The 20,894-nt window shown below is 58.2% G+C and carries 15 protein-coding genes; 2 read left to right on the top strand and 13 right to left on the bottom strand.

Annotation, left to right across the window (positions count from 1 at the left end):
* Positions 1-134 precede the first annotated feature (134 nt).
* From nspC to BUB60_RS16380, 12 genes are all read right to left on the bottom strand, one after another.
* The gene (gene nspC, locus BUB60_RS16435) at positions 135-1,274 is read right to left on the bottom strand and encodes a carboxynorspermidine decarboxylase (protein ID WP_073081435.1); all 1,140 of its coding nucleotides are present in this window, start codon (positions 1,272-1,274) and stop codon (positions 135-137) included.
* Positions 1,274-2,473 carry a saccharopine dehydrogenase family protein gene (locus BUB60_RS16430; RefSeq protein WP_073081432.1) on the bottom strand — a complete coding sequence of 400 codons (1,200 nt, stop codon included), beginning with the start codon at positions 2,471-2,473 and terminating at the stop codon, positions 1,274-1,276. Before BUB60_RS16430 ends, nspC begins: the two co-directional genes overlap by 1 nt.
* Before the next feature lie 205 nt (positions 2,474-2,678).
* Positions 2,679-3,530 carry a polyamine aminopropyltransferase gene (gene speE / locus BUB60_RS16425; RefSeq protein WP_073081429.1) on the bottom strand — a complete coding sequence of 284 codons (852 nt, stop codon included), beginning with the start codon at positions 3,528-3,530 and terminating at the stop codon, positions 2,679-2,681.
* A 1-nt stretch (position 3,531) separates the two neighbouring features.
* Positions 3,532-4,992 carry an aminotransferase class I/II-fold pyridoxal phosphate-dependent enzyme gene (locus BUB60_RS16420; protein ID WP_073081426.1) on the bottom strand — a complete coding sequence of 487 codons (1,461 nt, stop codon included), beginning with the start codon at positions 4,990-4,992 and terminating at the stop codon, positions 3,532-3,534.
* Positions 4,993-5,001: 9 nt separating this feature from the next.
* Positions 5,002-5,766 carry an adenosylmethionine decarboxylase gene (gene speD / locus BUB60_RS16415; protein WP_073081423.1) on the bottom strand — a complete coding sequence of 255 codons (765 nt, stop codon included), beginning with the start codon at positions 5,764-5,766 and terminating at the stop codon, positions 5,002-5,004.
* Positions 5,767-6,294: 528 nt separating this feature from the next.
* Positions 6,295-7,038 (bottom strand): amino acid ABC transporter ATP-binding protein, encoded by a 744-nt coding sequence (locus tag BUB60_RS16410; protein WP_073081420.1) that lies wholly within the window; start codon positions 7,036-7,038, stop codon positions 6,295-6,297.
* Positions 7,035-7,835: an amino acid ABC transporter permease gene (locus tag BUB60_RS16405; protein WP_073081418.1), complete on the bottom strand. Its 801-nt coding sequence runs from the start codon at positions 7,833-7,835 to the stop codon at positions 7,035-7,037. The genes BUB60_RS16410 and BUB60_RS16405 overlap by 4 nt, the downstream gene beginning before the upstream one ends.
* A gap of 72 nt (positions 7,836-7,907) precedes the next feature.
* Complete coding sequence (locus tag BUB60_RS16400; protein ID WP_084726566.1) at positions 7,908-8,738, bottom strand: transporter substrate-binding domain-containing protein; 831 nt, start codon at positions 8,736-8,738, stop codon at positions 7,908-7,910.
* 411 nt (positions 8,739-9,149) lie between these two features.
* Complete coding sequence (locus tag BUB60_RS16395; RefSeq protein WP_073081414.1) at positions 9,150-10,607, bottom strand: glutamate synthase subunit beta; 1,458 nt, start codon at positions 10,605-10,607, stop codon at positions 9,150-9,152.
* 13 nt (positions 10,608-10,620) lie between these two features.
* The gene (gene gltB, locus BUB60_RS16390; RefSeq protein ID WP_073081412.1) at positions 10,621-15,198 is read right to left on the bottom strand and encodes a glutamate synthase large subunit; all 4,578 of its coding nucleotides are present in this window, start codon (positions 15,196-15,198) and stop codon (positions 10,621-10,623) included.
* A 394-nt stretch (positions 15,199-15,592) separates the two neighbouring features.
* Positions 15,593-16,816 carry a PSP1 domain-containing protein gene (locus BUB60_RS16385; RefSeq protein ID WP_073081409.1) on the bottom strand — a complete coding sequence of 408 codons (1,224 nt, stop codon included), beginning with the start codon at positions 16,814-16,816 and terminating at the stop codon, positions 15,593-15,595.
* Positions 16,809-17,618, bottom strand: a complete 810-nt coding sequence (locus BUB60_RS16380; protein WP_143162391.1) for a hypothetical protein — start codon at positions 17,616-17,618, stop codon at positions 16,809-16,811. The genes BUB60_RS16385 and BUB60_RS16380 overlap by 8 nt, the downstream gene beginning before the upstream one ends.
* 176 nt (positions 17,619-17,794) lie before the next feature.
* Here BUB60_RS16380 and BUB60_RS16375 point away from each other — a divergent pair, with 176 nt between their 5' ends.
* Both BUB60_RS16375 and metG read left to right on the top strand, forming a co-directional pair.
* Positions 17,795-18,454: an acyltransferase gene (locus BUB60_RS16375; RefSeq protein WP_073081402.1), complete on the top strand. Its 660-nt coding sequence runs from the start codon at positions 17,795-17,797 to the stop codon at positions 18,452-18,454.
* Between the two features lie 17 nt (positions 18,455-18,471).
* The gene (gene metG / locus BUB60_RS16370; protein ID WP_084726565.1) at positions 18,472-20,043 is read left to right on the top strand and encodes a methionine--tRNA ligase; all 1,572 of its coding nucleotides are present in this window, start codon (positions 18,472-18,474) and stop codon (positions 20,041-20,043) included.
* A gap of 65 nt (positions 20,044-20,108) precedes the next feature.
* Here the strand turns inward: metG and BUB60_RS16365 are convergent, their stop codons facing one another.
* Positions 20,109-20,888, bottom strand: a complete 780-nt coding sequence (locus BUB60_RS16365) for a putative ABC transporter permease (RefSeq protein ID WP_073081399.1) — start codon at positions 20,886-20,888, stop codon at positions 20,109-20,111.
* Positions 20,889-20,894: the final 6 nt, after the last annotated feature.

Here is a 20,894-nt window from a genome sequence, read left to right as displayed (position 1 = left end):
GGTGCTTTTTGCTTTTGGGCTACAAAAGAGGGGCGAACAAGGCTAATGGGGCGATATGGGCATCCCGCCCTGCAGCATAACGAAAAGATGGCGAGCAATATAAGCTGCTCACCATACTTAAAAGCGTCCTTATTTTATGACAATCGCCCTTTGAAATCCTCGTAACCGAAGGATTTGATTGTTCTTACAGTGCCGTCCTGCTTTTTGACCGCGATGGCGGGCAGGTTCATGCCGTTGAAGGTGTTGTTTTTGACCATGGAATAGATGGCCATGTCGCAGAAAACGAGCTTGTCGCCCACGGACAGGGGCTCCGGGAAGCTGTAGTCCCCGATGACGTCACCGGCCAGGCATGTGGGCCCCCCCAGGCGGTAATTACAGCGCTTTTCGCCGGGAAATCCGGCGCCCAGCACGGCGGGCCGGTAGGGCATCTCCAGAACGTCCGGCATGTGGCAGGCGGCGGAGGCGTCCAGGATGGCGATTTTGAGCCCGTTATCCACGATATCCAGGACGGTGCTGACGAGATAGCCGGCGTTCAGCGCCACGGCCTCGCCAGGCTCCAGATAGACCTGCACGCCGTATCTGGCCTTGAAGTCGTTAACGGTCCTCACCAGGGCCTCAATATTATAATCCTCCCGGGTGATGTGATGCCCGCCGCCGAAGTTGACCCATTCCATCCCATTGAGATATTGGCCGAATTTACGCTCAAAGGCATCCAGCGTCACGATGAGGGCGTCGGCGTTCTGCTCGCAGAGGGTGTGAAAGTGGAGGCCTGAAACGCCGCCCAGGAGCTCCGGGCGGAAATTGTCCGCCGTCACGCCCAGGCGGGAGCCCTTGGCGCAGGGATCGTAGATGCCGTGCCCCTGGGTGGAGCACTCGGGGTTGACGCGGACGCCGATTTTTTTGCCCTTCGACAGCGCCCTGTCCTTAAAGCGCGCCAGCTGCGCGAAGGAATTGAAGACGATGTGATCGCACAGCTCGACGATTTCGTCAAATTCGTCGTCGCGATAGGCGGCGGAAAAGACATGATTTTCCTTCCCCAGCGCCTCCCGGCCCAGCCGCGCCTCATGCAGGCCGCTGGCCGTTGCCCCGCTCAGGTATCGGCCGATGAGCGGGTACAGCGCGAACATGGAAAAGGCCTTTTGGGCCAGGAGGATTTTGCAGCCCGTCCTGTCCATGACGCTTTTTAAAATTTCAAGGTTTTTGACGACAAGACTCTCGTCGACGATATAATACGGGGTCCGGACGGCGTTGACATCGAAGCCGGGTGCCGCCATCAGTCCACAAGCTCCGGGGTGAAGCTCTCCTGCCACGGCAGGCCCCACTTATTCAGCCCGTCCATGAACGGGTCGGGATCGAACTGCTCGATATTGAAGACGCCGGGCTTCCGCCAGGTGCCGTTCATGACGAGCATCGTGCCGATCATGGCCGGGACGCCCGTGGTATACGAGATGGCCTGGGAGCCGACCTCCCGATAGCTGGCCTCGTGGTCGCACACGTTGTACAGGTAATACGTCTTGTCCTTGCCGTCCTTTTTGCCGGTGAAGATGCAGCCGATGTTTGTCTTGCCCTTTGTCCGGGGGCCCAGGGAGGCCGGGTCGGGCAGGACGGCCTTTAAAAACTGGAGCGGGACGATCATCCTGCCGTCAAACTCAATCGGCTCGATGGAGGTCATGCCCACGTCCTCAAGGCACTTCAGATGCGTCAGATAGCTTTGGCCGAACGTCATGAAAAAGCGGATGCGTTTGATGCCTTTAATGTTGAGGGCCAGGGATTCCAGCTCCTCGTGGTGCAGCAGGTACATGTCCTTCGGGCCGATCTCGGGGAAGTTGTAGACACGTTTGATCTCCATCGGCGCCGTTTCCACCCAACGGCCGTTTTCCCAATAGCTGCCCCTGGCCGTGACCTCGCGGATGTTGATCTCGGGGTTGAAGTTCGTGGCGAACGGATAGCCGTGGTCGCCGGCGTTGGCGTCCAGGATATCGATATAATTGATCTCGTCAAACTGGTGCTTTTGGGCGTAGGCGGAGAAAACGCCGGTGACGCCGGGGTCGAAGCCGCTACCCAAAAGCGCCGTGATGCCGGCCTTTTCAAACCGCTCCTTGTACGCCCACTGCCATTTGTACTCGAATTTCGCCGTGTCCAGCGGCTCGTAGTTGGCTGTGTCCACGTAGTGGGTCTTCGTGGCAAGACAGGCGTCCATGATGGTGAGGTCCTGATACGGCAGCGCCAGGTTCAAAACGACGTCGGGCTTGAAGCCGCTGATGAGCGCGACGAGCTCCGCGACGTTGTCCGCATCCACCTGCGCGGTGCGGACCTTCGTTTTGCCGCCGGAAAGCTTGTCCTTCAGTGCGTCGCATTTGCTTTTGGTGCGGCTGGCGATCATGATTTCTTCAAAAGCATCGCTGTTCTGGCAGCATTTGTGGATGGCAACGCTGGCCACGCCGCCGCAGCCGATGATAAGTGCTCTTCCCATGTTGTTTCCTCCTGGTAGTTCTCCATTAGTGTTCAGTTTAAGGCTTCCCCTGAAGGAAGCACTATTAATGGCTCCCTCAGACGAGGGAGCTGCCGTCCGCAGACGGCTGAGGGAGGAGATACCGCGCATCTGCAGCTGCGGCGTATCTCTCCTTCCGTCACGGCGTACCGCCGTGCCACCTCGTCCGAGGGAGGCATAGGAGCGCCTATTCTACGTCTTTTAAAAGCGCCCAGACGTAGTTGGGCAGGGCAAAGGCCCCGGCGTGCAGCTTTGTATTATAGTATTTTGTCGAAAGCTTCAGCCCATTCCATTTGGCCTCGTCCAGGTCGCCCACGGGATGATAGCGCTTGGAGGCAAACCCGAACAGCCAGTGGCCGGAGGGATACGTCGGAATGTGCGCCTGATAGACGCGGCTGATGGGGAAGCATTTGACGATGCGCTTGTGGGCCCGCTGCATGGCAATGGCGTCGTTCTCGTAAAACGGGCTCTCATGCTGGTTGACCATAATGCCGTCGTCTTTGAGCGCCTTGAAGCAGTTGCCGTAGAACTCCTTCGTAAACAGGCCCTCCCCGGGGCCGAAGGGGTCGGTGGAGTCGACGATGATGAGGTCGTACCTGTCCTCCACGCTTCGGATATACTTGAGTCCGTCCTGGATCAGAACGCTGACGCGCGGATCATCGAAGCCGCGGGCCGTCTGCGGGAGATATTTTTTGCACACGTCGATGACCATCTCGTCGATTTCCACCACGTCGATGGTTTTGACCGATGCGTAGCGGGTCAGCTCCCGGGCCACACCGCCGTCTCCGGCGCCGATGACGAGCACATTTTCAATATCGGGGTTTACCGCCATGGCTGGATGGACGATCATCTCGTGATAGATGAACTCGTCCTTTTCCGTCAGCATCATGTACCCGTCCAGGGTCAGAAACCGGCCGAACTCAACGGATTCAAAGATGTCCACCCGCTGAAACGGGCTCTGGGCCGAGAAAAGCTGCTTGTCGGTCCTGATGGAAAACTGCACATTTTTTGTGTGGCGCTCGGAAAACCACAGTTCCACGCTAGATACCCCCTTTCAAGATGTTGAGCCGGTTGACGGCGAGGTCCTCCGTCCCCGTCAGAAAACAGCCCTTGGCCTTGGCGTACTCGATGTAATCGATGATCTTCCCGGTGATCCGCTCGCCGGGGGACAATATCGGGATGCCCGGCGGATAGCTCATGACGTTTTCCGCGCAGATCCCGCCCAGGCACTCCTGAAGCGGGACGGACGTCTTCTCGGCGTAAAACGCCTCCTGGGGCGTCGTGACGACGGTGGGCGAAATATATTCGTATTCCAGCAGGCCGGAGCGGTCTTTTTTGTACAGCCGGCGGATATCCGACAGGGCGCTGACAAGGCGCTCGATGTTCTTATCCGTGTCGCCCACGGAGATGTACGCCAGAAAGTTGCCGATGTCCCCAAACTCCACCTGGATGTCGTACTCGTCCCGCAGGATATCGTAGACCTCGATGCCGGCCAGACCCACGCCCAGGGTGTTGACGGAGAGCTTTGTGGCGTCGAAGTCATAGATCGTGTCGCCGTTCTTGAGCTCCTTGGAGTAGGCGTAGTAGTCGCCGATTTTGTTGATCTCGTCCCTGGCGTACCGGGCAAGGTCCGTCACGTGGCGGAAAATTTCCCGGCCGTTCAGGGCCAGGTTCTTGCGGGAAATGTCGAGGCTGGAGAGGAGCAGGTACGATCCGCTGGTGGTCTGGGTCAGGTTGATGATCTGGCGGACGTAATGAGCGTTGACGTTTTTGCCGGTCAGGAGGAGGGAGCTCTGGGTCAGGGAGCCTCCGGACTTGTGCATGCTGACGGAGGCCATGTCGGCGCCCGCGGCCATGGCGGAGACGGGCATGTCCCCGCCAAAATAAAAGTGCGTCCCGTGGGCCTCGTCCACGAGGACCTGCATCCCGCGCGCGTGGGCCAGCTCGGTGATTTTTTTCAGGTCCGAGCAGATGCCGTAGTAGGTGGGGTTGTTGAGCAGGACGGCCTTGGCGTCGCTGTGCTCGGCCAGGGCCTTTTCCACATCGCGCACCGACATCCCCAGGGAGATGCCGAGCCTTTTGTCGATCTGGGGATTGATGTAGACGGGCACGGCCCCGCAGATAATGAGGGCATTGATGACGGAAATGTGCACATTGCGGGGGAGAATCAGCTTGTCGCCCTTTTTGCAGGCCGTCATGACCATCGCCTGGCAGGCCGAGGTGGTCCCGCCCACCATGAAAAACGCGTGCGCGGCGCCGAAGGCTTCGGCGGCCAGCGCCTCGGCGTCCCGGATGACGGAGACGGGATGGCATAGGTTGTCCAGCGGCTTCATGGAGTTGACGTCCACGTTCATGCATTTCTCGCCGAGGAAGGCGGTCAGCTCCGGGCTGCCCCGGCCACGCTTGTGGCCGGGCACGTCAAAGGGCACGATGCGCATGTTTTTGACGTTGTTCAGCGCCTCGAGAATCGGTGTTTTGTTCTGGTCCAGGGTTCTTTCCAATGGTTCTCCTTAGTATACGTTCATGGCGCTGAAGATTTCGATCATCTCTTTGCGCAAAAGGCTGTTGATCTGCAGGCGCGTCTTGGGCGGCAGCTCGTAAACGTCGGCGTTGAACAGGTAATTCTGCAGGTCGATCTCCTTAATGAGCATTTTGGTATGGAAGATGTTGGCCTGATACATGTTGATGTCGATGGTGTCGTATTTCTCCAACGTTTCGCTGTTGATGTAGTCCTGGATGGAGGTGATGGTGTGGTCGATGAACAGCTTTTTGCCGTCGATGTTGCGCGTAAAGCCCCGGACGCGGTAGTCCATGGTGATGATGTCGCTGTCAAAGCTGCCGATCAGATAGTCCAGCGTTGACAGCGGCGTGATGGCGCCGCAGGTCGTCACGTCGATGTCCACGCGGAAGGTGGCGATGGCGTTGTCCGGGTGGTATTCCGGGTAGGTGTGCACCGTCACATGGCTTTTATCCAGATGCGCCACCACTGTCTCGCCGCTGGTCTGGGACAATTGGGAGGGCTCGGCGATCAGAAAGGTGACGCTGGCGCCCTGGGGCTCGTAGTCCTGCTTGGAGACGTTTAAAACCGTGGCGCCGATCATTTCCGTCAGGTGGAACAATATATTTGTCAATCGTTCGGAATTGTACTGCTCGCCGATGTACGCCACGTAGTCCTTTTGGGCGCGTTCGGTCTTCGCGTAGCACACGTCGTAAATATTGAAGCTCAGAGACTTGGTCAGATTGTTGAAGCCGTACAATCTCAGTTTGTTTTCCATGGCAGCCTCCCGAAAATTCGAAAAATAAAAAGCTCAAGTGAACATGGCGGAAAACCACAGAACACTTGAGCGATTATCTTAGAAATGTTTTATTTATTCTCGAATCAAATTCGCATTTATTTATTCATTCTTTGACAGTCAGAGTCTATATAGCAAGAATTACTTTTACTACTCTTATTGATCGTTTCACAAGTGTGTATGGTTTTGAGTAACCAACTTATAAAATTTGAGCGGCGTATTTGAATACGCTGCGCTTTTAGGCGCTGTGCTCAATCAATAAGGCAACGAAAGTTGCCAATCGGCATTTGACCTGGCTGTCCGTCCGGCCTCTTATATCCGCAAAACCGCGAATACGGTCAAAAATTCTCTACTCTGATATGGTGTGAAAAAGCGATAACAGTCGCATACTAACACATTAAAATACAGCTGTCAATACGTGCCTTTTATATGTTTGTCAAATCTTTGTGAAATTATAGCTTTATTAAAACGATAATTTTGGCCATTTGCGCTCTCTGAGCCAATGATGCCTCAGCCGTTTAGGAAACGGGCCAGGAAATCTTTCGTTTCCTGCTTTTCGGGGTGCATGAAAATCTGCTCGGGCGTGCCCTCCTCGCAGATGACGCCGGCCTGCATGTACACCACGTGTGTCGCCACGTCCCGGGCAAACGCCATCTCATGGGTGACGACGATCATCGTCAGGCCCTCGGCGGCCAGCTGGCGCATGACGGCCAGCACCTCGCCCACCATCTGCGGGTCCAGCGCCGACGTGGGCTCATCGAACAGCAGGATCTCCGGCTCCATGGCCAGCGCCCGGGCGATGGCCACGCGCTGCTTCTGCCCGCCGGAGAGCTGGCGCGGCTTGGCCTTCACATATGGGGACATGCCCACCTTGTCCAGGTAATAAAGCGCCGTCTGCTCGGCTGTTTTCCGGTCCTTTTTCAGGACCTTTGTCGTGCCGATCATGCAGTTTTTCAGGGCGTTCATATTGGAGAACAGATTGAAGCTCTGGAACACCATGCCCACCTTGGCCCGATAGGCCGGCACGTTGAATTTGCCTTTGGTGATGTCCTCGCCGTGGAACAGGACCTCGCCGCCGGACGGTGTTTCCAGCATGTTAATGCAGCGGAGCAGCGTCGATTTGCCGGACCCGGAGGCCCCGATAATGCAGATGACGTCGCCCTTATTCACCGAAAAGTCGATATCGCGGAGGACGGAGTTGTTCCCGAACGACTTGCTGAGGTGCCGGACCTCCAGAAGTTTAGCCTCGCTCATCGTCTTGTCCCTCCGTTATTTCCAGGAAAATTGTACATGCCGCTTGTGTGCGCCAGAGTGTCCGACGTGGCCAGATCGTAATTTTTCGGTCCGTCCATCCTCTTCTCCACATAGCGCAGGAGGCGGGAGAAGAACACGGTCATGATGAGGTACATGATCATCGTGATGGTAAACGTCTCAAAGTAGATATAGTAGGAGCCGGCGACGGATTTGGAGGCAAAGAACAGCTCGACGACACTGATCACTGAGAGAACGCACGTATCCTTGATGTTGATAATAAGATTGTTGCCGATCTGGGGCATGATGTTGCGGATGGATTGCGGCAGGATGACATGCAGCATCGTCTGGAAGTGCGTCATGCCGATGGCCTTGGCGCCCTCGGTCTGGCCTTCGTCAATGGACAGGATGCCGCCGCGCACCGTCTCCGCCATATAAGCGCCGGTGTTGATGGAAACGATCAGAAAGGCCGCGAACATGTTGTCCATATTGATGTTGAACACCAGCGCGGAGCCGTAGTAAATAAACATGGCCTGGACCATCATTGGCGTCCCGCGGAAGACCTCGACATAAATATTGAGTATAAGCTTGACGATCCAGAGGACGGCCCTTTTGACGATATTGTCGTTCCTGCCGACCGGGATCGTCTGAATAATACCGACAATCAGCCCGATGATACAGCCGACTAAAGTGCTGATAATCGCGATCAGTAAGGTATTCCCCGCCCCGCGCAGGAGCGACCCGCCGTAATTTTGCAGAATTAATATGATCCTGCCTAAAAAATCAGAAGGCAGAGACATACGCTCACATCCCTTTCAAGATAACGCGGGGGAGCAGCACTCCGCTCCCCCGGTAATCAGATTAACGGTAATTTATTTGGACAGCGGCTGGACCTTGATCGCGTCCGCCATCATCTGCTTGTAATCGTCGGCCGTCAGGGTGGACAGCACCGAATTGAGCTGGTCCGCAAGGTCCTTGTTGCCTTTTTTCACGGAGATGCCGATGTTGATCTCCTCGTCGGAGACCTTGAAGTTGTCGTCCTTGCCGGTGAAATCCAGCACCTTCATATCGGGGTAGACCGACGCGGCCGCCATGGCGGTCGGCTCGTCTGTGACGATCAGGTCGACCTTCTTCGATTCGAGGGCAATCAGCATGGCCGATGTGGTGTCCATCGCCGGCAGGATATTGGCGTCCTTGATCTGGGGCAGGCAGGTGTCGTACCAGACGGTGTTGATCTGCGAGGTAGTGGTGGCGCCGGCGAGGCCGGACAGGCCGGTGGCACTGGCCAGAGGCGAATCGGTGCGCGTCAGCGAGACGATGGACGCATAGTAGTAGGGCTCCGAGAAATCCATGGTCTGCAGGCGTTTGGCCGTGATCGACTGACCGCAGATGCCGGCATCAACCGTCCCGGACTGTACCGCGACGGGGATGCTGTCCCAGTCCATCTTATGGACCTCCAGCTTCCAGCCGAGCTTTTCGCAGATGAGCTTGGCCATCATGACGTCGTAGCCGTAGGCGTAATCCTTGCTGTCGAAAATCGGAACGGCGCCGTTGGAGTCATCGGACTGCGTCCAGTTATACGGTGCGTAAGCGGCCTCCATGGCTACCTTTAAAACCTTTTGCTCAGTTGTCGCTTTCTGACCGCAGGCGGCGAGGCTGACAATCATCACGACTGCCAGCAGGACCGGGATCAATTTCTTCATTTTTACCATCCTTTATCAGTAGAAATTAGTTTTTTATTCATTTGATCGTTTTATATATTTATGCGGCGCATCGCAAATAGCCGCTCCAAGGGCGCAGTCTGACCGTATTGTAACACTCGGCACACGCTTTCGCAATATATAAAAATTCGTTTTGCCGATAAGACGAACCGCCCGGCCCGGAGGCCGTCTGCCGGGGATTTTGCATACAGTGAATAAAGAGCCCGCAAAAATTCGTTTTCCAGCCGCGCCTTTACGACCGTCCTGACAAACCGGGTCAAGGACGAGGACGTGGCTGCACCGATATTTTGACCACAAATAAGATTCTTCGCCTGACGGCTCAGAATGACAGATTTGCCATGACATCGTTGTCATTCTGAGGGGCCTTTCGGCCCCGAAGAATCTTTCTGTTTTTTATTTGCCTGTCAGGTACTTGTGGCAGGCCGCGGCCGCGTCGCGCCCTTCCTTGATGGCCCAGACGACGAGGCTCTGCCCGCGCCGCGCGTCTCCGGCGGCGAAAACGCCCTCGACGTTCGTGGCGTAGTCGCCCTCCTTGGCGTCGATGTTGCTCCGCTTGTCCTGACCGAGGGAGAGGTCCTTGATGATTTTATCATCCGGCCCCAGAAAGCCCATGGCGATGAGGACAAGCTGTGCCGGCCAGACCTTTTCCGTGCCGGTGACTTCCTTCATGCCCCCGCCCGTCCAGTCGACCTCCACCGTGTGGAGCGCCTTGACATTGCCGCTTTCGTCGCACTCGATCTTCTTCGTCGTCAGGCAGAAGTTCCGGGGGTCGCGGCCGAAGAGCTCAATGGCTTCCTCCTGGCCGTAATCGGTCTTAAGGGTTTTGGGCCACTCGGGCCAGGGGTTCTTTTCGCTCCGGTCCGCCGGGGCGGCGGGCATGATCTCAAACTGGTTGACGCTTTTGCAGCCGTGCCGGATGGCCGTGGCCACGCAGTCGGTGCCCGTGTCGCCGCCGCCGATGACGATGACGTCTTTATCCTTGGCGGAGACGAAGTTGCCGTCGGCGAGGCCGGAGTCCAGGAGGCTTTTGGTATTGGCGGCGAGAAAATCGACGGCGAAGCAGACGCCCTTGCAGTCCCGGCCCGCGACGGCGAGGTCCCGGGGCTTCTTGGCGCCGATGCAGAGGACGACGGCGTCAAAATCCTTTTTCAGGCTCTCGGCCGGGATGTCCCTGCCGATCTCGACGCCGGTTTTAAAGACGACGCCCTCGGCCTGCATAAGTTTAACGCGCCGGTCGATGAGCTGCTTTTCCAGCTTCATGTTCGGGATACCATACATGAGAAGGCCGCCGACCCGGTCGTCCTTTTCAAAAACGGTGACGGAATTGCCCAGCTTGTTGAGCGCGTCGGCGCACGCCAGGCCCGAGGGGCCGGAGCCCACCACGGCCACCTTTTTGCCGGTACGCGTTTTCGGCGGGCGGGGCTTTACGAGGCCGCTCTCATAGGCGTGTTCGATGATGGCACGCTCGCTTTGCTTTGTGGTGACGGCCGCGTCGTTCAGGCCCAGGGTGCAGGAGCCCTCGCAGAGCGCGGGACAGACCCGCGAGGTGAATTCGGGGAAGCTGCTCGTTTTGATAAGGCGCTTGTAGGCCTGCTCGTACATGCCCTTGTAGAGGAGCTCGTTCCACTCGGGGATGAGGTTATTCAGGGGACAGCCGGAGGCCGTGCCGTTCAGCATCAGTCCCATCTGGCAGAACGCCGTGCCACAGTCCATACACCGCGCGCTCTGGGCTTTCAGCTGTTCCAGCGGTAGCGTGGTGTGAAAGTCGTTCCAGTCCCTGATGCGCTCTCGAACCGGCCTGTCGGGCGCGTTTTCCCGTACTTGTTCCAAAAATCCTGTCGGTTTTGCCATTGTTCAGACCCCCTTAGTTTCCGCTCAGGCGCGAGACGTCGCGGTTGTTGGCGTCGAAGGCGATCATCAGGGCCGCGTCGCCGGTGTAACCGTCCTCATGGGCCTTTTTGATCGCTTTAATCATGCGCTCGTAGTCGTTGGGCATGACGCAGACGAATTTCGCCAGCGCGCTGTCCCAGCTCTTTAAGATCGCCGCGGCTTTTTCGCTGCCGGTGTACTCCAGATGGGCCGCGACCAGCTTTTTGATTTCCGCCGCGCCCTCGCCGTCCACGGGGACCGTCTTGACCATCTCCGTGTTGCAGCGGGTGGCAAACGTGCCGTCCTCATCGTAGACGTAGGCGATGCCGCCCGACATGCCGGCCGCGAAGTTGCGGCCTGTTTTGCCAAGGACGACGACGCGCCCGCCCGTCATGTACTCGCAGCCGTGGTCGCCCACAGCCTCGACGACGGCGACGGCGCCGCTGTTCCGGACGCAGAAGCGCTCGCCGGCGGCGCCTCTGATGTAGGCCTCGCCGCTGGTGGCGCCGTAGAAGGCGACGTTGCCGATGATGATATTCTCCTCAGGGTTGAAGGTCGCTTCCTTCGGGGGCCGCACGATGATCTTGCCGCCCGACAGGCCTTTGCCCGTATAATCGTTGGAGTCGCCCGTCAGCGTGATGGTGACGCCCTTCGGGACAAAAGCGCCCAGGCTCTGGCCGGACGAGCCTGTGAGGTTCAGCCTGATGGTGTCGTCCGGCAAGCCGCTTTCGCCGTATTTCCTGGTGAGGCAGCTGCCCAGGATCGTGCCGATGGCCCGGTCGGTGTTTTTGACCCTGACGGCGGTTTCCACCTTTTCGCCGTTTTCAAGAGCGGGCCGGCAGGCATTTAAGAGAACGGTCATGTCGACTGTCGACTCCAGGCCGTGGTTTTGCGCGATGGTCTGATGGAGCGGTGTGCCCTCCGGGACCTCGGGTTTATAGAGGATAGCGGAGAGATCGAGCCCGCCGGCCTTCCAGGAGGATTCGGGGATATCCGGCTCCAGCATGTCGGCGCGGCCGATCATTTCATTCACTGTCCGGAAGCCCATCTCCGCCATATATTCGCGCATTTCCGCAGCCACGAATTTCATGAAGTTCATGACGTATTCCGGTTTGCCGGTGAATTTCGCGCGGAGCGCGGGGTTGTTGGTGGCAACGCCCACCGGGCAGGTGTCCATGTTGCACACGCGCATCATGACGCAGCCGAGGGTGACGAGCGGGGCCGTGGCAAAGCCGTATTCCTCCGCACCCAGAAGCGCCGCCACCGCCACGTCGCGGCCGGTCATCAGCTTGCCGTCCGTCTCGATGACGATCCTGTTTCTGAGATTGTTTAAAACAAGCGTCTGGTGCGTCTCGGCAAGGCCCAGCTCCCAGGGCAGGCCGGCGTGGCGCATGGACGTTCTCGGAGAGGCGCCGGTACCGCCGTCGTAGCCGGAGACCAGCACCACGTCGGCAAAGCCCTTGGCCACGCCGGCCGCGACGGTGCCGACGCCGGCCTCGGAGACGAGCTTGACATTGATGCGCGCCTGAGGATTGGAGTTTTTAAGGTCGTAAATGAGCTCTTTTAAGTCCTCGATCGAATAGATGTCGTGGTGGGGCGGGGGCGAGATGAGGCCGACGCCAGGCGTGGAGTAGCGCACCTTGGCGACTTCGGGATAAACCTTGCGGCCGGGCAGCTGCCCGCCTTCGCCGGGCTTGGCGCCCTGAGCCATCTTGATTTGTATTTCCTTGGAGTTCACCAGATATTCGCTGGTGACGCCGAAGCGGCCGGAGGCCACCTGCTTGACGGCGCTGCAGCGGGAATCGCCGTTGGCGTCAGGCTTGTAGCGGGCCGGATCCTCACCGCCCTCGCCGGTGTTCGATTTGCCGCCCAGGCGGTTCATGGCGACGGCCATGGCCTCGTGGGCCTCCTTGCTGATGGAGCCGAAGGACATGGCGCCCGTCTTGAAGCGCTTGACAATAGACTCCACCGGCTCCACCTCGTCCAGGGGGACGGGGGTGCCTTTTTTGAATTTCATCGCGGAGCGGAGCGTGGCGTGCTCTCTCTCGTTTTCGTTAATGAGCCTGGCGTATTCCTTGAAGAGCGCGTAATCTCCCGTACGGGTGGAGCGCTGCAGCTTGTCGATCGTCTCGGGGTTGTAAATGTGATATTCCCCGTTCCGGCGGTACTGGTAGTTGCCGGCGGTATCGAGCTCCTCCTCCGGGTCCTGTGCCTTGAAAGCCGCGGCGTGGCGCATTTCGGCCTCTTTGGCGATTTCCTCCAGGCCGACGCCGCCGATGCGGGCCGGGGTCATGGTGAAGTATTTGTCGATGACCTCTTTGCCGATGCCCAGCGCCTCGAAAATCTGAGCGCCCATGTAGCTTTGTATGGTGGAGATGCCCATCTTGGAGAGCACCTTGATAACGCCCTTGTAGGCGACCTTGATGTAGGTATGAACGGCCTTGTCCTCGGTGTAGCCGGAAATGTAGCCGCTCCTCACGAGCTCGGCCACCGACTCCAGCGCGATATAGGGGTTCACCGCCGCGGCGCCGTAACCGATGAGGCAGGAGAAGTGGTGAATCTCCCGGGGCTCGCCGGACTCTAAAACGATGCTCGCCTTTGTCCTGAGGCCCGCGCGGATCAGGTAATGGTGCAGGCCGCCGACGGCCAGAAGCGCCGGGATGGCCGCGTGCGTCTCGTCCACGCTCCTGTCGGAGAGAATGAGGATATTGGCGCCGCCGTCAATAGCCTTTGCGGCATCTTCAAACAGCGCGTCCAGGGCGCCGCGCAGGGCCTTTCCGCCGCCGCCGGCTTTGAAAACGATCGGCAGCGTCTCCGATTTGAAGCCGGGGATGCCGGCGGTTTTCAGCTTTGCCAGCTCGTCGTTGCCGATAACGGGGGCGTGGAGCTTGATGCGCCGGCAGCTGTCGGGGCCCGGCTTTAAGATATTGCTCTCCGAGCCGAGGAAGACGACGGAGGAGGTGATGAGCGCCTCGCGGAGGGCGTCGATGGGCGGATTTGTGACCTGGGCGAAGAGCTGCTTGAAGTATTCGTACAGCAGCATCGGCTTTTTGGACAGGACGGCCAGCGGCGTGTCGTTGCCCATGGCGCCCACGGGATCAACGCCGGTGGCGACCATGGGGGCCAGGAACATGCGGAGGTCCTCGTAGCTGTAGCCGAAGGCCCTCTGCAGCTGCAGGAGCGGCCGGGTATCGACGGGGCAGGCCAACGCTGTCGGCAGCTGGTCGATGTCGACCAGGTATTTTTTAAGCCAATCGCCATAAGGCTCGGAGGCGGCCGCAGCGTTTTTGATTTCCTCGTCCTCGATGATCCGGCCGGCCTCGGTGTCGATGAGCAGCATGCGCCCGGGATGGAGGCGTTCTTTTTTGACGACCTTTTCGGGCGGAATATTCAGCACGCCGACCTCGGAGGCCAGAACGACCGTGCCGTCCGTGGTCACATAGTAGCGGGAGGGGCGCAGGCCGTTGCGGTCCAGCGTGGCGCCGATGCGTACGCCGTCCGTAAAACCCATGGCGGCCGGGCCGTCCCAAGGCTCCATCAGGCAGGCGCTGTACTCGTAGAAGGCTTTCTGCTCCTCGCTCATGCTCTCGTTGCCCACCCAGGGCTCGGGTACCATCAGCATCATGACCCGCTCGATGGGCATGCCGGACAGCATGAGAAATTCCGCCGTGTTGTCGAACATGGACGAGTCGCTGCCGCTTTTGTCGATGATAGGCAGCGCCTTTTTGAGGTCGTCCCCAAAGGCGTCGCTTTTTAAAATGGCCTCGCGGGCGTCCATATAATTGACGTTGCCGCGCAGCGTGTTGATCTCGCCGTTGTGGATGATGCAGCGGTTGGGGTGCGCGCGCTCCCAGCTGGGGAACGTGTTGGTGGAATATCTCGAATGGACGAGCGCCAGCGCCGTGACGACGCTCTCGTCCTGCAGGTCGATATAAAACTCGTCCAGCTGCTCGGCGGTCAGCATGCCCTTGTACACGATGGTGCGGGAGGACAGGCTGGGCAGATAGAAGCAGTCGTCCGGGTTTGCTTTATGTACGGCGTTCTCGATGCGGCGGCGAATGATGTACAGCCGGCGCTCAAAATCCAGCCCGGCGTTAACGCCGTTTCTGCCGATGAATATCTGGCGCATGGAGGGCATGCTGCTTTTGGCTGTTGCGCCGAGCATGGACGCGTCGACGGGCACATCCCTGAGGCCGAGGAGCGTCTGGCCCTCGTCCTTCACGATGGCGGCGAATTCCTTCTCGAACGCGGCGCTTTTCGCCGTGTCGTGGGGCAGAAACACGATGCCGGTGCCGTAGTCGCCCGCCGCGGGCAGGGTGATACCGAGCGCCGAGCATACCTTTTTATAATAAACGTGGGGGATCTGAAACAGGATGCCGGCGCCGTCGCCGGAGGTGGGCTCGCTCCCGAGGCCGCCCCGGTGGCTGAGGTTCTTCAAGGCGGTCAGAGCCTGGCGCAGGATCAGGTTCGATTTTTCCCCTTTAATATTGGCAATAAAGCCTATACCACAGGCGTCATGTTCGAAACGTGGGTCATACAGACCCTGCGGCAATGGGAAATTACTCGTGTTCATAAATTCTAACCAATCCTTTCAAGAAGCCGGCCGGGACCGCCAGTTTACGAGCTGAACGGTGCCTGCGGCCGGAGCGTCGGCGGAGGATTCACCGATTCAGCGCAGTAACAAGACAAAGTAAAAAACTCTGCCCGGCAAAATATCAAGTGGGGCAGTATATGATATTTTAAGGGGTCCGGTGACGTTTTGCAATACCTTTTGATCAAAAAATCATAAAAAAACCTATTAATTATTTTCCATCCGATGTTTTCAGGCATAATTGACAAAGAAATGAAGCCGGAAATATTTGATCCTGCAAAATGATATAAAAGCATGGCAACCGCCGCCGGCGCCGACGCGGTCGGACCCCGGTAGGATTGCCATGCTCGTTCTCTTATGGTTTGCGCGGCGCCTATTACGAATCGGCGCCGCCGCTGTCCGCTGCTCCGGCGGGCTGCCCCCCAGCGGGTTTGGGGAATTTATTGCGGCCCTTGCCGCCGCGGTGATGCCGTTTGCCGGGCTTCTTGACGGCGGCTTTGTCGCCCTGGGGCTGCTGCGCGGCCTCCTTCTGGACAGGCGGCTGCTTTTTCTCCGCCTTGGGCGCCGGCTTGGCGTGATGGGGCCTGCCGTTCCGCTGCTCATTTCTGGGCGAATGCTCCGGCCTTCTGGCCTGCTCGGAGGAAAACTCCCGCCGCGGCTGCTCCGGCCGCGGCTCGCTCCGGGTTTCCGGCTTCGGCTCAAAGCGGGGCTCCCGGGGCCGCTCGGTAAAGCCGGCTTCCTCCAGCTTGCCCTCGGCCCTGGCCGCGATGTATTCAGCGCGCCGGGCCTTGCCGCCCAAAACGTCCAGCTCGTCAAAGGTAAAGGTCTTGAGGGTGGTGTCCATGCCGTCCTCCAGACGCACCTTGGCGTTGCCGCGCAGGAGGTTTATGCTGATGACGGAGCCCTTGCCGGAGGGCGTGTCCACAAAGGCGTCGATTTTCGGCGCTTTTTTCACAAGATCCTCGTAGGCGTTTTCCTCGTATTTGAGGCAGCACATCAGTCTGCCGCAGGTGCCCGAAATTTTGACGGGATTGAGGGACAGGCCCTGGGTCTTCGCCATCTTGATGGAGACGGGGTGGAACTCGTCCAGAAACTGCTCGCAGCAGAAGGGCTTTCCGCAGATGCCGAGGCCGCCCAGCATCCTGGCCTCGTCCCGGACGCCGATCTGCCGCAGCTCGATGCGCGTCTTGAAGACGGACGCCAGGTCCTTCACCAGTTCCCGGAAGTCCACGCGGCCGTCGGAGGTGAAGAAAAAGAGGATTTTGCTGCCCTCAAAGCTGAATTCCACGTCCACGAGCTTCATGTCCAGGCGGTGCTCCGCGATTTTTTTCTGGCAGAACTCGAAAGCCTCCGATTCCTTTGCTTTGTTTTCCGCCGCTTTTCTGTCGTCCTCGGCCGTGGCCACGCGGACGACGGGGCGGAGCGGCGGGATGATCGCCGTGTCCTCAACGTCGTGATTGCCGCAGGTGCACTCGGCGTATTCCAGCCCTTTGGCCGTCTCGACAACCACATGGGCGTTTGTCGGCACGGTCTGGCCGGTCGGATCGAAAAAGTATATTTTCCCTTTATTCTTAAAACGTACGCTAATAACCTCAGTCATTGTTTTCCTCATTTCGCACAGTAAGCTCCGCGCATATCAGTCCGGCGATATGCACGAGGCCGACGTTGCCGTCAAAATATTCTTTGGCGCGGTTCAGGACGCCGACGGCCCGCATGAGATATTCCGGCGTCAGGCTGCCGCCGCCGCGGACCGCTTCCCGGAGCTTTTCCTCCAGCAGGGCGCAGGCGCCGCCGATAAAATCGATGAAGCCGCCCTTGTCCAGCTTTTCCAGGACAAAGCAGAACGCGCTCATCTTCAGGCCGCCTTCCGCCAAGGCCTCGTAAAAGGCGGCGACCGTCTTGTCCGTCTCGCGCGCGGTATCCGCGCGCTCACAGGGGAGCTCGACGCAGCGCGACCGGACCGTCGGCAGCAGCGCCGTGTGGTTTTCGGCGACCAGGATAAATTTTGCGCTTTCCGGCGGCTCCTCCAAAAGCTTCAGGACCGCGTTCTGCGCCTGGACGTTCATGGCGTCGGCGTGACGGATGATATACGCCTTTGCGGAGGCCTCGTTCGGCATGACAATGGCGTCTTCCTTCAGCGCCCTGATCTGGTCGACCTGGATGTTCCGGGCGTCCTCGGGCCTGTCGATAAGGATGATGTCGGGGTGGCTGTGGCGGGAGGACTTGTCGCAGTGGGCGCAATGGCCGCAGGGCTCCGTGCCGGCGGCGCCGCAAACGATCGCCCGGGCCATCCGGTAGGCGAAGTCGTTGCGGGCGTCCTCGTCGCCGCCCCAGACGATGCTGGCGTGGGAATATCCGCCGCCCCGCCTTTCCGTATCCGTACTTTTATCGTAACGCTCCATTGACGCTCCGTTGTTTTTGTAATATATATTCAAATCGCCGATTTGGCGCCTATTAAACTATTTTACATTTTAAGATGGCGTCTAGTCAACAGAAATGTTTGGGTTGTAACCGGACTTTATTAGGCGTATAATAAAAATTCACATACATATCTAACCAGGACGGAGGCGCGAGCGGAATGGATATAACGGTCGAAAGCTTGTTTGACAGCTCTAAATTGGACTTGTTCTCGGTATTTGACGGCGTTGAATACCCCTGGGACGCTTTGTCAAGGCTCAAGGCCTTTTTAATCGAATATTCCGGAAGGCTCCCCGGAGATTATGAGAGGATAGGGGAATTTGTATGGGTCGGGAAGGGGACCGTTATCGAAAAGAGCGCCCTGATAAAAGGCCCCGCGATCATCGGCCGGGATTGCGAGATCAGGCATTCGGCATATTTAAGGGAAAACGTCCTGATCGGCAATAATGTCGTTGTAGGGAATTCCACCGAGGTCAAGAATTCGATACTCTTTGACAACGCTCAGGCGCCGCATTTCAACTATGTGGGCGACTCCATCCTGGGGTATAAAGCGCATATCGGCGCCGGCGTGATCCTGTCCAATTTAAAATCCACCGGCGGAACGGTTAAAGTAAAACATGATAATGAAAGCATCGAGACCGGTTTACGAAAGTTCGGCGCGATACTTGGAGATAATGTTGAGGTAGGCTGCAATTCCGTACTGAACCCGGGGACCGTCGTCGGCAAGAACAGCGTCGTCTACCCGCTGAGCTCCGTCAGAGGGTATATACCCGAAAAAAGCATCTATAAAGGCCGCGGTCAAATCGCCGCAAAAAAATAACGAGAGGAAAGAGACACATGAGCAAAGGAACGTTTTACATCACAACGCCCATCTATTATCCCTCCGACAAGCTTCATATCGGACACACGTACTGCACGGTGGCGACTGACGCGATGGCGAGGTATAAGCGAATGCAGGGCTTTGATGTCATGTTCCTCACAGGGACCGACGAGCACGGCCAGAAAATCGAGGACAAGGCCAAAGCGGCGGGGGTCACGCCCCAGCAGTTTGTGGACAATATTGTGGCCGGCATCAAGGATCTGTGGAAGCTGATGAACATTTCCTACGACAGGTTTGTCCGCACCACCGACGACTATCACATGGTCTCCATTCAGCGCATTTTCAAGGCCATGTACGAGAAGGGCGATATTTACAAGGGCGCGTACAAGGGCCTCTACTGCACGCCCTGCGAGTCCTTCTGGACCGAAAACCAGCTGGTGGACGGCAAATGCCCCGACTGCGGGCGGGAGGTCAAATACGCCGAGGAAGAGGCCTATTTTTTCCGGGTGTCCAAATATACCGACCGGGTCCGCGAGCTGCTGCGCGGCGGGACCTTCCTGGAGCCGGCCTCTCGGGTCAACGAAATGATCAATAACTTCATCGACTGCGAAGGGGGCCTGCAGGACCTCTGCGTGTCGCGCACCAGCTTTACCTGGGGCGTACCGGTGGATTTTGACCCCGGCCATGTGGTCTACGTCTGGCTGGACGCACTGTTTAACTATACCACGGCGCTGGGGTTCTTAAACGACAAATACGATGATTACGACAAATACTGGCCCGCGGACGTCCATTTCGTGGGCAAGGAGATCGTCCGCTTTCATTCGATCTACTGGCCGGCTTTCCTGATGAGCATGGATATGCCCCTGCCGAAAAAGCTGTTCGGCCACGGCTGGCTGCTCCTGGACGGCGGAAAGATGTCCAAATCCGTGGGCAACGTGGTGGACCCCGTTATCCTGGCCGGGCGCTACGGGGTGGACGCGCTGCGTTTCTTCCTGCTGCGGGATTTCCCGTTCGGCTCCGACGGCAATTTTTCAAACGAGCTGCTCATTACCCGCATCAACACGGACCTGGCCAACGATCTCGGGAACCTGGTGTCGCGGACCGTGGCCATGGCGGTCAAATATTTTGGGGGCACGCTGCCTGTATCGCAGACGGCCGACAGCATGGACGACGAGCTTATCTCGATGACGGCCGGGCTGCGCGACAAGTATGAGGCGCAGATGGAGAAATTCGCGTTTCAAAACGCGCTGAAGGAGATTTTCAGCGTGACCTCCCGCGCCAACAAGTATATCGACGAAACGGCGCCCTGGGTGTTGGCCAAGGACGAGAGCCAGTCACCCCGCCTGGCGGCGGTCATGTACAACCTCCTGGAGTCCATCCGCGTCTGCGCGGTGCTCTTAAAGCCGTTTATGCCGGTCACCAGCGAAAAAATCTTTGAGCAGATCGGCGCCGGCGAGGAGGTGCGGACGTGGGATTCCGCCGCGGCCTTCGGCGCGCTGCCCCGTGACGTCACCGTTAAAAAGGGCGACGTCATCTTCCCGCGCATCGATCTGGCCAAGGAGCTGGAGGCCCTGGCCCAGCAGCAATAAACGGCATAATACTCGGGCTGCCTGCATTTAAAATGCGGCAGCCCTTTTTGTTCACTCGCCTTTGTTCACTCGTCGTTCCCGCCGCCGTCCTTCTGACCCAGCAGCCTGTCTCTGAGCTTGCAGAGCGCTTCGTTATAATTGAGGGACCGGAACTTCGGGAATGCCTTGAGAATCCGTCGGCTCTGGAGGCGGTCGAGGTTGAAGAGAATCCTGATGCGGTCGGAGTAGAATTCGCTCTCCTCAAAGCTCACCAGAATCGCGTTTTTGAATTCGCCGGCCAGTCTGGTGTACTTCCCTAAAAAGCAGTTGAGCGCGGACTGTATCTCGCTCAGGCGGCCGTTCAGCAGGAGAACGTGCCGGACGGTGAGAGCCAGGTCAATAACGAGATAGAGCGTGAAGATGAAAAAGAACACCTGCTTGGCGCCCGCCGAAATCTGACCGGTGAGCCCGGAGACAAACGGATGGATGTACCTGATCAGAAGAACGGCCATAACGGCGAAGACGACGGAGGAGATCAGGCTGATCCGCCCCTGAAAGTTCAGGGGGAACATCGAATAGTCCCACCATTTGGCGTGAAAGAGCTTTTCCAGCAGCAGGGCGGTCAGGTATTCGAGGGCCGTGGTCAGTACAAGTGCCGCCAGAAACAGGAGCAGCGTGTCGCCGGTCTTGTGGTTCAGGGCCCAGAGCAGCAAAAGCGCGCCGACGCCGTAGACGGGACAGAGGGGCCCGTTTAAAAATCCGCGGTTGATAAATCTTTTTTCCTGTACGGTAAACAAAACGGTTTCCCAGGCCCAGCCGATAAAGCTGTAGATGACAAACCAGAGAAACAAGCTCATAAAATGCATACGCAT

The organism is Sporobacter termitidis DSM 10068 (assembly GCF_900130065.1).
GTDB lineage: Bacteria > Bacillota > Clostridia > Oscillospirales > Oscillospiraceae > Sporobacter > Sporobacter termitidis.
This window is presented reverse-complemented; position numbering and strand designations above follow the sequence as displayed.

Bases quoted from the DNA above. Each gene is read 5' to 3' on its own strand.
- nspC (WP_073081435.1), bottom strand. From the start codon at position 1,274: ATGGCGGCACCCGGCTTCGATGTCAACGCCGTCCGGACCCCGTATTAT.
- BUB60_RS16430 (WP_073081432.1), bottom strand. From the start codon at position 2,473: ATGGGAAGAGCACTTATCATCGGCTGCGGCGGCGTGGCCAGCGTTGCC.
- speD (WP_073081423.1), bottom strand. From the start codon at position 5,766: ATGGAAAACAAACTGAGATTGTACGGCTTCAACAATCTGACCAAGTCT.
- BUB60_RS16410 (WP_073081420.1), bottom strand. From the start codon at position 7,038: ATGAGCGAGGCTAAACTTCTGGAGGTCCGGCACCTCAGCAAGTCGTTC.
- BUB60_RS16405 (WP_073081418.1), bottom strand. From the start codon at position 7,835: ATGTCTCTGCCTTCTGATTTTTTAGGCAGGATCATATTAATTCTGCAA.
- BUB60_RS16400 (WP_084726566.1), bottom strand. From the start codon at position 8,738: ATGAAGAAATTGATCCCGGTCCTGCTGGCAGTCGTGATGATTGTCAGC.
- BUB60_RS16395 (WP_073081414.1), bottom strand. From the start codon at position 10,607: ATGGCAAAACCGACAGGATTTTTGGAACAAGTACGGGAAAACGCGCCC.
- gltB (WP_073081412.1), bottom strand. From the start codon at position 15,198: ATGAACACGAGTAATTTCCCATTGCCGCAGGGTCTGTATGACCCACGT.
- BUB60_RS16385 (WP_073081409.1), bottom strand. From the start codon at position 16,816: ATGACTGAGGTTATTAGCGTACGTTTTAAGAATAAAGGGAAAATATAC.
- BUB60_RS16380 (WP_143162391.1), bottom strand. From the start codon at position 17,618: ATGGAGCGTTACGATAAAAGTACGGATACGGAAAGGCGGGGCGGCGGA.
- BUB60_RS16375 (WP_073081402.1), top strand. From the start codon at position 17,795: ATGGATATAACGGTCGAAAGCTTGTTTGACAGCTCTAAATTGGACTTG.
- metG (WP_084726565.1), top strand. From the start codon at position 18,472: ATGAGCAAAGGAACGTTTTACATCACAACGCCCATCTATTATCCCTCC.
- BUB60_RS16365 (WP_073081399.1), bottom strand. From the start codon at position 20,888: ATGCATTTTATGAGCTTGTTTCTCTGGTTTGTCATCTACAGCTTTATC.